Raw genomic sequence first — 10,110 nt, forward strand, 5'->3', positions numbered from 1 at the left:
TGTCTAGTGTTAGAAATTGGTTTGAAATTTACCCTCAACTTAGTATATTTTTCAGTGAAATTGTGTCAAAATATACTAAGTAATTAAAGGGTAACTGGTGGGTTTACACAGTTTATTTTACAGTCTCTTATATATCGTCTTCATCATCTGTCATATCTTCTAAATCTTGAAGTATTTTGACCGCATCTTCTTCTTTTAATATTTTTCCTTCAATATGCGTTATTACTTCATCATAATATTTTTTTACATCAAGCATATAATTTAATTCGATTTTTAAATCTTCATTGTTTTTTTGTTTTTTAATCAATTTTTCAATTGTTTTTATTTCCTCATTTACTTGAACTAAAACTTCTGTTTTTAATAATTTTTCTAACTCTTCTATACTATTCATAATTATTTCCTTTTATTTTATATGATTATTTACTGTGTTTGGAATCAGTGTTCCACTTGCTTGATATTTTAGTGCATCAGGATTACTTTTATAATGATTTCTTACAACTTGAGCTAATCTTTTTTTTGTTTGAGTATTTATTACTCCATCATCGTCTATATTAGAAATAATATTTTCTAATAATATTTTTTGAACTTCTTCCATATTTTTAATCCAAGAAATTAGTAGTTTTTTATTTACAAATTTTGGAAGTGAACCCATTATTCCTACATCATTTTCATTATGAATTAAAAGCCCAGATGTTGTTCCTCTATCTAGCGTTAAAACTTGAAAAAGATATAAAGTATGATAATCTAGCTGTTTTTTTATATCTGAAATACTAAATGTTTGTCTAGTTTTAAAAGCATTTGAAATAATATCTATATAAGTATCTATAACTGTTTCTCCAAAATCTTGAGCAAATATAAAATCTTGATTTTTATTTTCACTTTTGTAATTTTCTAAATAAAAATGAAAAGTTCCTCGATGTTTATTTAAAGCTGGTATAAAAAAATATTTATTTCCTTGATTTATTCCCTCTTCAAAATTTTCTTTTGAAACTTTTTTTATACTTTTTTCAAAAATATTTTTATCTTCAATATTTTCTATACTTGGATTTAAATCAGCCATAATTCGCCAATAAAAATTTCCGTCTTTAAAACTTGTAAGACTAATATGTATATGAATTGATGGAACATTTGGATTTTTTGGGTGAATTATAGTAGAAATTGCCGTTGCACTTTGCAAGTTTTTTGTTAAATCTTCATCATAATGAACTTGTGAGATATTTACACTTGCTGTATTAAATAAAAATTCATCTTTTGACTCAAATCTACTTCCTCCACCAAAAAGTCCATTATTTCTCAACCACATAACTTCTTCAAATTTTTTATTGTCACCAAAATGTAAACTTAGATTATTTAGTTTATCAACAAATCTTTTTTGTAAATTTTTTACTATTTTATAAGCGTTTATGGCTTTTTTTGATTTTGACATAGTCATTTATAAAACCTTTTTGATTTTCGATTTTGAAATTATAATTAAATTAACTTACGAATAAGAAAGATAATCATAGAATAAGAAAAAATGGGAGCTAAAAATGAATAAAATTTTAAATCATATAAAAATAAATGAGTTAATTTCAACTTCTGGACAATTAAAAATTGAAGAATTTGAACTTATTGCAAATGAAGGTTTTGAAGTTGTTATAAATTTAGCTGTTCCTACAACTTCAAATTCTTTAGAAAATGAAGATAAAATAGTTGCTAGTTTAAATATGAGTTATATTCATATTCCTGTAAATTTTGAAAATCCAAAAATCTCAGATTTAAAATTATTTTTAAATATTTTACAATCTCTTGGTGCAAATAAAGTTTGGATTCACTGCGCGAAAAATTATAGAGTTAGTGCTTTTATGTATGTTTATCATAAATATATTTTGAATACACCTTTTGAAGAAATAGATTTAACTATATTTGATATTTGGAAACCAAGCTTGATTTGGCAAGAGCTTATGAAAGTATCTATTGAGGATTTATCTAAGGCATAAGATAATCTAATAAATCCTATTCTTATGATAGTTTGGATATTATATAAACCTTAAATTTAATAAAAAAAGATTGGAAATAGTTTGAGAATAGAGACAAAAGTAGAAAAATTCAATGAACACTTATACTTAGAAAGTGGACGACTTTTAGAGTCTTTTGAAATTATTTATGAAACTTATGGCGAACTAAATGAAGATAAATCAAATGTTATTGTAATTTGCCATGCACTTTCTGGTAGCCATCATGCAGCTGGAAGATATGCAAATGAAGCAAAAGCTGGTTGGTGGGATAAATTTATAGGTGATGGAAAAGCTATTGATACAACAAAATATTTTGTGATTTGTTCAAATAACATAGGAAGTTCTTATGGTTCAACAAATCCTATGAGTATTGATTCTTCAACTAAAAAAGAATACAGATTAAAATTTCCTGTATTAACTATTTCAGATATTGTAAAAGCACAGATGAAATTATATAAAAGGTTAAAAATTACAAAAGCAAAAGCTGTAATTGGTGGAAGTATGGGTGGAATGCAGGCTCTTTGTTATGCAATAGAACAGCCAACATTTACCGATAATGTTATTGCACTTGCAACAACTGCATATACAAGACCTTGGGCAATCGCTTTTAATAAAATAGGAATAGAAGCAATAAGACATGATCCGATTTTTAATAATGGAAATTATAAAAAAGATGATCCAAAAGCATTAGGTCTTGTGGGACTTTCACTTGGAAGAATGGCTGGATTAATTTGCTATTTAAGTCCAAATTTATTTAATAGTAAATTCGGAAGAGATTACTCTCAAACTGATGGTTTATATGAACTTTTTGGTGAATTTGAAGTTGAGAAATATCTAAAATATAATGCATACAGTTTTCCAAAAGTTTTTGATCCACTTTCATATTTATATACCTGTAAAACAATGAATATTTTTGATGCAGGAAGAAATAAAGATAAATTAGAAGACTCATTTGATAAAGTACAAGCAAATTTACATCTAATTGCATTTAGTGATGATATGCTTTTTTTCCCAGAAGAAATGGAAGAGATACGAGATATTATGATAAAAATAGGTAAAAAAGATAAGGTAACTTACAAATTAGTACAAAGTCAATCAGGACATGATTCTTTTTTGGTTGAAGTTGAAAAGTTTGAAGAACATATACGAGAAATTTTAAAGGATAAATAAATGGCAGATGTAATAGAACAAATAAATTTTGAAGAGAAAATAATAAAAGCAAAAGAGCTTTTAGAGAAATTATCAAATCCACAAATCACACTAAGTGATTCTATAAAAGTTTATAAAACAGGTGTGAAAGAATTAGAAGATGCTCAAAAACTTCTTGATGAAGCAAAACTAATTTTTTCAACTGTAAATAAAGAGTAGAATATAAAAAATAACCTATGTTATCTGATTATTTTAAAGGATAATCAGATAATTTAACAAAAGTAAAACCTTCTTCTTTTAGTTTTTTAATAACTCTTATAATTCCATCTCTTGTTTGTGATTCTGGATGATTAAATTGAATTACTGCAATTTCTCCACCTTTTACATTTATAAATGCTTCTTCGATTTTTTTAGCACTTAAAGTAGCTCCCTCATCTCCTAAAATAGAAAAACCTACAACCTCATGTTTTAAATTATTTGCAATTTTTACAGCAACTTCATCATAATATCCAGTTGCTGAACGGAAATATTTTGTTTTCTTATTTGTAATTAACTCAATTTTTTTAGCATTTAATTCAATTTCATCAAAAAGTTCAGAAACATTTGCAGTTCCTGTTATTCCTTGAGCAGATTTACCATCAACAGAAGCTGGTTTATGTAAATATCCATGATTTCCTATTTCAAAAAGTGGATTAGAAGCTAAATGTTTCATATTTTCAGGATTTCTATCAATCCATGTTCCATTTACAAATAAAGTTGCTGGAATTTTTTCTTTTTCTAAATATGAGATTAGATGATTATCATAACCCATTCCACCATCTATCCCACAAGCATTCATTGTAAGTGCAATTACTTTTTTATTTGTATTTAATTTTGATTTAACACCTGTTACTTTTTCTCCCCATTGTTTAGGAATTTGTTTTTCATATTTTTTCTCAATAGATAGTTTCAATTTTTCATAATTATCTTGAGGATTAGTTGAAGCCGAATTAGCAGTTAAAGCTAAAAGAGAAAGTGATAGAAAAATAGAGATTTTTTTCATTTGTTGCCTTATGTTATTTTCTTTTTGCGTATTATACAATACATAAATTATTAATACTTGAGTTTGGTCATAGTATTTTAATTTTAATTTGATATTATTACAAAATAGTATAAAAATAATAATCTTATGTAATATAGTAAGGAATAAATGATGCAAAATGAAATGAATGAATATTTTAATAGACAAATAAAACTTTGGGGTCAAGAAATACAAGATTCACTTCAAAATAAAAAAATAGCAATTATTGGAAGTGGTGGTTTAGGTTGTACTTTAGGAATCGCACTTGGAGCTTCTGGAATAGGGGAGTTTACTTTTGTGGATTTTGATACAGTTGGAGTTCATAATATTCATAGACAAATAGCTTTTAAAGTGGGTGACGATGGAAAATATAAAGCTGAAGTTTTAAAAGAACTTATGGAATCAAGATGTCCTTATGTAAAAGTAAATGCTTATACTAAAAGTTTTGATGAATTTGCAAAAGAAAATCAAACTTTTGATTTAATTATTGATGCAACAGACAATCTTCCAACCAGGGCTGCAATTAATGAATATTGTATGAAACACAATCAACCTTGGATTTATGGCTCAGTTGAAGAGTTTCATGGACAAGTTTGTTTTTTTGAAAAAGCCTCTTATGAAGCTATCTTCCAAATAAATGATAGAAAACCAAATGGAATTGCTTGTCCAATTGTAATGCACATAGGTTCACTTCAAGCAAATTTAGCTTTGAGATATTTAGCTGGTCTTAGTGTGAAAAAAGATGTTTTATATTATCTGTCTTTTGATAGTGAAGGTGCTTTAAATACAAAAAAATTCAATCTTCCAACAGCCTAAAATTAGAAATAATATATGCTTTCATTGGAAACTATAATAACTTTTTTTTCAGCTTCATTTTTATTAGCTTTGATTCCAGGCCCTGATAATATATTTGTTTTAACACAATCAATATTTCAGGGAAAAAAATCTGGATTAATTATAGTTCTAGGTTTATGTACGGGACTTATCTTTCACACTTTAGCTGTAAGTTTAGGTGTTGCTGTTATTTTTCAAACTTCTATAATCGCATTTACAATTTTAAAAATTGTTGGTGCGTTTTATCTTCTTTATCTTGCATGGCAAATTTTTCATGCTTCTAGTGAAAAAATTGATATAAAAAATAATATAACGATTGATTATAAGAAACTTTATTATCGTGGAATTATTATGAATATTACAAATCCAAAAGTATCAATTTTTTTCTTGGCTTTTTTGCCTCAATTTACAAATGCAAATTTAGGTTTTGTATCTTTTCAAATGATACTTTTAGGAGGACTTTTTATAGTTGCTACTATTTTAGTATTTAGCTCAATAGCACTTCTTTCAGGTACTTTATCAAATATTTTTAATAAATCTAAGAATTCTCAAATGATTTTAAATAAATTAGCTTCATTTATTTTTGTAGTGCTTGCAATGAAATTAGCTATTACTAAACAGTAGGTGTATAACCGAATTTTAAGCACTTTTTAGATATACTCAGCAAATTTTATAAAATATATATGGGGAATTTTTATGCCAAAAAGAGAAGATATAAAGTCTATTTTACTTATCGGTTCTGGACCAATCGTTATTGGTCAAGCATGTGAGTTTGATTACTCAGGTACACAAGCTACAAAAACGCTCAAAGAATTAGGGTATAGAGTTGTTTTAATAAATTCTAATCCAGCGACAATCATGACTGATCCTGAATTTGCTGATAAAACTTACATTGAGCCAATTACAGAAGCTGTAGTTGCTAAGATTATTGAAAAAGAAAAAATTGATGCTATATTACCTACAATGGGTGGACAAACAGCACTAAATGTTGCTACATCAATGTATGACAAAGGTATGCTAGATGGTGTTGCTTTCCTTGGAGCTCATCCTGATGCTATTAAAAAAGGTGAAGATAGACATCTTTTTAATGAAGCAATGATAAAAATTGGTATGGATTTACCAAGAAGTGCAAATGCTTATACTGTTGAAGAAGCTATGAAAGTGGCAAAAGAAATCGGTTTTCCAGTAATCTCAAGAGCTTCATTTACCCTAGCAGGTGGTGGAAGTGGTGTTGCTTATAATATGGAAGAGTTCAAAAAACTTGCAGAATCAGGAATTGAAGCATCTCCAATTAATGAAATCGAAATTATGGAATCTATGCTTGGTTGGAAAGAATACGAAATGGAAGTTATCAGAGATAATAAAGATAACTGTATTATCGTGTGTTCAATCGAAAACTTAGACCCAATGGGAGTTCATACAGGAGATTCTGTAACTATTGCACCCGCACTTACTCTTACAGATAAAGAATATCAAGATATGAGAAATGCATCTTTTGCAATTTTGAGAGAAATTGGTGTTGATACAGGTGGTTCAAATGTACAATTCTCAATTTGCCCAGATACAGGAAGAATGATTGTAATAGAAATGAATCCTAGAGTTTCAAGATCATCTGCCCTTGCGTCAAAAGCAACTGGTTACCCAATCGCAAAAGTAGCAACATTATTGGCTGTTGGATTTACATTAGATGAAATTCAAAATGATATTACAGGAACAACAGCTTCATTTGAACCTGTTATTGACTATATCGTTACAAAAATTCCAAGATTTACTTTTGAAAAATTCCCAAAAGCTGATTCAACTTTAACAACTTCTATGAAGTCTGTTGGTGAAGTTATGGCAATTGGAAGAACTTTTAATGAATCTATTCAAAAAGCTCTTTGTTCGCTTGAAACTGGACTTGTAGGATTTGATAGAATTGCTGGCGATTTAGATTTAATCAAAAAAGAGATTAGAAGACCAAATGATAAAAGACTTTTATATGTTCTTGAGGGAATGAGAAAAGGACTTACAAATGAAGATATTTTTGAATTATCAAAAATTGACCCATGGTTTTTATCTAAATTTAGAGAAATATTTAATTTAGAAACATCAATAAATGAATCTATTTTAACAGATGAAATATTTATGAGAAAAATCAAAACTAATGGATTTAGCGATAAAATGATTGCAACTTTGATTGGTAAAACAGAAGAAGATGTGTATCAGGCTAGAAAAGCTTTAGATGTTGATTTTGAATACAACGAAGTTGATACTTGTTCTGCTGAGTTTAAAGCTTTAACACCATATTTATATTCAACTACTAACATTACAAAATTGCCAAAAGTTGCAAAAGTAGAATCAAACGAGAAAAAAGTAATGATTATTGGTGGTGGACCAAATAGAATTGGTCAAGGAATTGAGTTTGATTATTGTTGTGTACACGCATCATTTGCTTTAAATGAAATGGGTATAAAAACAATAATGTATAACTGCAACCCTGAAACTGTATCAACAGATTACGATACTTCAGATGTTTTATACTTTGAACCAATTGATTTTGAACATGTAAGAAGTGTAGTTGAAAAAGAAAATCCAGATGGTGTTATCGTACATTTTGGTGGGCAAACTCCACTAAAACTTGCAAATGCTTTAACAAAAGCGGGCGCAAAAATCATAGGAACAACTGCTGAAGTTATTGATTTAGCAGAAGATAGAAAAAAATTCTCTGCATTTGTTGAAAATATTGGATTATTACAACCTGAAAATGGAACGGCAGTTGAAGTAACTGAAGCTATCACAATAGCTAAAAAAATCGGTTATCCAGTACTTGTAAGACCTTCTTTTGTACTTGGAGGAAGAGGGATGAAAATTGTTTATTCAACTGATGAATTAAAACAATATATGGATGAAGCAGTTTCAGTTTCAAATGATGCACCAGTTTTAATAGACAAATTCCTTGATAGAGCAATAGAACTTGATGTTGATTGTATTTGTGATGGAAAAGAAGTTTATATCGGTGGAATTATGCAACATATCGAAGAAGCAGGGATTCACTCAGGAGATTCAGCTTGTTCATTACCTCCAATCTCAATTTCAGATGATTTAATTAGACAATTAGAAACAAAAACAAAAGAGATGGCTTTAGGTTTAGGTGTTGTGGGACTTATGAATACTCAATATGCAATTCACAAAGGTGAGATTTATTTAATTGAAGTAAATCCAAGAGCTTCAAGAACAGTTCCATTTGTATCAAAAGCTACAGGAATGCCACTTGCAAAGGTTGCAACTAGAGTTATGTGGGGTGAAACTTTAAGAGATGCACTTGCTGTTTATGATAAAGATATTGTAACTGAGGGTAATGGTGTTTTAAAACCAAAATTAAAAGGACATGTTGCAGTTAAAGAAGCTGTTTTCCCATTTAATAAATTAACTGGTGCAGATTTACTTTTAAGTCCTGAAATGAAATCAACGGGTGAAGTTATGGGAATTTCTGATAACTTTGGTATGGCATTTGCTAAATCACAAACTGCTGCTAAAAATGACCTTCCAAAAGCTGGAAAAGTATTTATTTCATTATGTGATTTAGATAAAGAATTCGCTCCGTCAATTGCAAAAGGTTTAACTGAAAATGGCTTTACAATTGTAGCAACAGGTGGAACTTATAATATTATAAATGAAGCTGGAGTTGAGTGTGAAAAAGTATTAAAAGTTAGTGAGGGAAGACCTAATATTATTGATTTATTAACAAATGGTGATATTTCAATGGCTATTAATACAAGTGAAGCAAAAGAGTCATCAAAAGACGATGGTAAAGATATTAGAAGATCAGTTTTAAGAATGAATGTTCCATATTTTACAACAGTTGCAGCTGCAAATGCAGCTGTTGAAGCAATCAAAGTTTTAAAAATAAATGATGTTTCAACTCCTAAATCAATCCAAGAATTCTTAAACGATTAAGAGCTCATGGATTCTTCTTTAGTTTATCTGGTTCAAACAGATACAACAGTTGGTTTCTCATCTTTAAATGATGAGAAACTCTCAACTATCAAACAAAGACCAACATCAAAAAAAATACTTCATACAGTTGATTCTTTCAAGACTTTGACTCAATATACAAGAGTTCCAAAAAACTTTAGAAAAAAAGTAAGAAATAGTAAAAAAACAACATTTATTTATCCAAATACAAAATCATTTAGAGTTGTAAATAAAGATTCTAATTTTTATGATTTTATAAATAAATTTGGAATTTTGTATTCAACATCAGCAAATAAAACAGCTGAAAAGTTTGATAAAGATTTCGCAACTATTGGTGCTGATATAATTGTAGAAGATAAAAGAGGTTTTTATGAAACAAAAGCTTCAAGAATAATAAAATTATCGAAAAAATCATTAAAGATAATCCGATAATAATGAGTTTTAAGCAAAAACAAACTCAAACTAAAATATAATCCTAATCTTCAAAAAAATGACCCTGTCGTCTAGTGGCCAAGGACGTCTGGATTTCCTCCAGAACACGCATGTTCGAATCATGCTGGGGTCGCCATCGATTTAAAGGGCTTTCTAAAACTTTTTAAGTTTTCTTTTTTTAGCTACTTTCCAACTTATTTCCAACCTTATATAAAAATACTAACTTTATAAAATATTTATAAGAAATGAACAAAAAAACCTAAATTTATAAAAATTCTAAAAAACTACATCAAAAAATTCAATATTTACAAAATCGAATGGCAATTTTAATAAAATTTAGAATATAAAGATTAGCTTAATAATTTTTTACTTAAATTATTTTTTTGACAGATTTATATATCTTGACAAAGAGGATTAAAATAATTAGAATTTCTTCTATATTCAAGTCATAAAAGTATAAGCAATTAATTTTTTCTTATACAAGTTCTTTAATTTATAAAGCTAATAGATACCAATAGCCACTTCGGACTGGAGAGGTAACTAAAAAACATACACTTTTTTGCTAATCCCTAAGCCACCATTTCAGATTGTAACACTTTTTCTTTTTCTTGTTTTTCTTCAAATTTAACAGGTGATAAATTTCCTAAATAACTATGACTTCTAACTCTATTATAATAAAAT

General features: G+C 28.1%; 10 protein-coding genes and 1 tRNA gene. 8 read left to right on the forward strand and 3 right to left on the reverse strand.

Annotation, left to right across the window (positions count from 1 at the left end; all coding sequences use genetic code 11):
- Positions 1-127: 127 nt before the first annotated feature.
- The gene (locus B0174_RS11670) at positions 128-391 is read right to left on the reverse strand and encodes a hypothetical protein (RefSeq protein ID WP_108561205.1); all 264 of its coding nucleotides are present in this window, start codon (positions 389-391) and stop codon (positions 128-130) included.
- Positions 392-403: 12 nt separating this feature from the next.
- The gene (locus B0174_RS11675) at positions 404-1,432 is read right to left on the reverse strand and encodes a coproporphyrinogen III oxidase (protein ID WP_108561208.1); all 1,029 of its coding nucleotides are present in this window, start codon (positions 1,430-1,432) and stop codon (positions 404-406) included.
- Between the two features lie 97 nt (positions 1,433-1,529).
- On the opposite strand from B0174_RS11675, the gene B0174_RS11680 reads away from it, so the two are divergent.
- The 3 genes from B0174_RS11680 (at position 1,530) to xseB (ending at position 3,365) form a co-directional block, all read left to right on the forward strand.
- A complete protein-coding gene (locus B0174_RS11680; protein WP_108561211.1) occupies positions 1,530-1,979 on the forward strand; it encodes a protein tyrosine phosphatase family protein in 450 nt (149 codons plus the stop codon).
- 81 nt (positions 1,980-2,060) lie between these two features.
- A complete protein-coding gene (gene metX / locus B0174_RS11685; protein ID WP_108561214.1) occupies positions 2,061-3,167 on the forward strand; it encodes a homoserine O-acetyltransferase MetX in 1,107 nt (368 codons plus the stop codon).
- Positions 3,168-3,365 (forward strand): exodeoxyribonuclease VII small subunit, encoded by a 198-nt coding sequence (gene xseB, locus B0174_RS11690; protein WP_108561217.1) that lies wholly within the window; start codon positions 3,168-3,170, stop codon positions 3,363-3,365.
- A 28-nt stretch (positions 3,366-3,393) separates the two neighbouring features.
- Here the strand turns inward: xseB and B0174_RS11695 are convergent, their stop codons facing one another.
- Positions 3,394-4,188: a polysaccharide deacetylase family protein gene (locus B0174_RS11695; RefSeq protein ID WP_108561220.1), complete on the reverse strand. Its 795-nt coding sequence runs from the start codon at positions 4,186-4,188 to the stop codon at positions 3,394-3,396.
- A 150-nt stretch (positions 4,189-4,338) separates the two neighbouring features.
- On the opposite strand from B0174_RS11695, the gene B0174_RS11700 reads away from it, so the two are divergent.
- The 5 genes from B0174_RS11700 (at position 4,339) to B0174_RS12235 (ending at position 9,565) form a co-directional block, all read left to right on the forward strand.
- Complete coding sequence (locus B0174_RS11700) at positions 4,339-5,022, forward strand: HesA/MoeB/ThiF family protein (protein ID WP_228156463.1); 684 nt, start codon at positions 4,339-4,341, stop codon at positions 5,020-5,022.
- A 15-nt stretch (positions 5,023-5,037) separates the two neighbouring features.
- Positions 5,038-5,664: a LysE family translocator gene (locus tag B0174_RS11705; protein WP_108561223.1), complete on the forward strand. Its 627-nt coding sequence runs from the start codon at positions 5,038-5,040 to the stop codon at positions 5,662-5,664.
- A gap of 72 nt (positions 5,665-5,736) precedes the next feature.
- Positions 5,737-8,979, forward strand: a complete 3,243-nt coding sequence (gene carB, locus B0174_RS11710; RefSeq protein ID WP_108561225.1) for a carbamoyl-phosphate synthase large subunit — start codon at positions 5,737-5,739, stop codon at positions 8,977-8,979.
- Between the two features lie 6 nt (positions 8,980-8,985).
- Positions 8,986-9,429 (forward strand): Sua5 YciO YrdC YwlC family protein, encoded by a 444-nt coding sequence (locus B0174_RS11715; RefSeq protein WP_108561228.1) that lies wholly within the window; start codon positions 8,986-8,988, stop codon positions 9,427-9,429.
- Positions 9,430-9,489: 60 nt separating this feature from the next.
- Positions 9,490-9,565: transfer RNA gene (locus B0174_RS12235), tRNA-Glu, on the forward strand.
- Positions 9,566-10,110 lie beyond the last annotated feature (545 nt).

Source organism: Arcobacter caeni, from assembly GCF_003063245.1.
Lineage (GTDB): Bacteria > Campylobacterota > Campylobacteria > Campylobacterales > Arcobacteraceae > Aliarcobacter > Aliarcobacter caeni.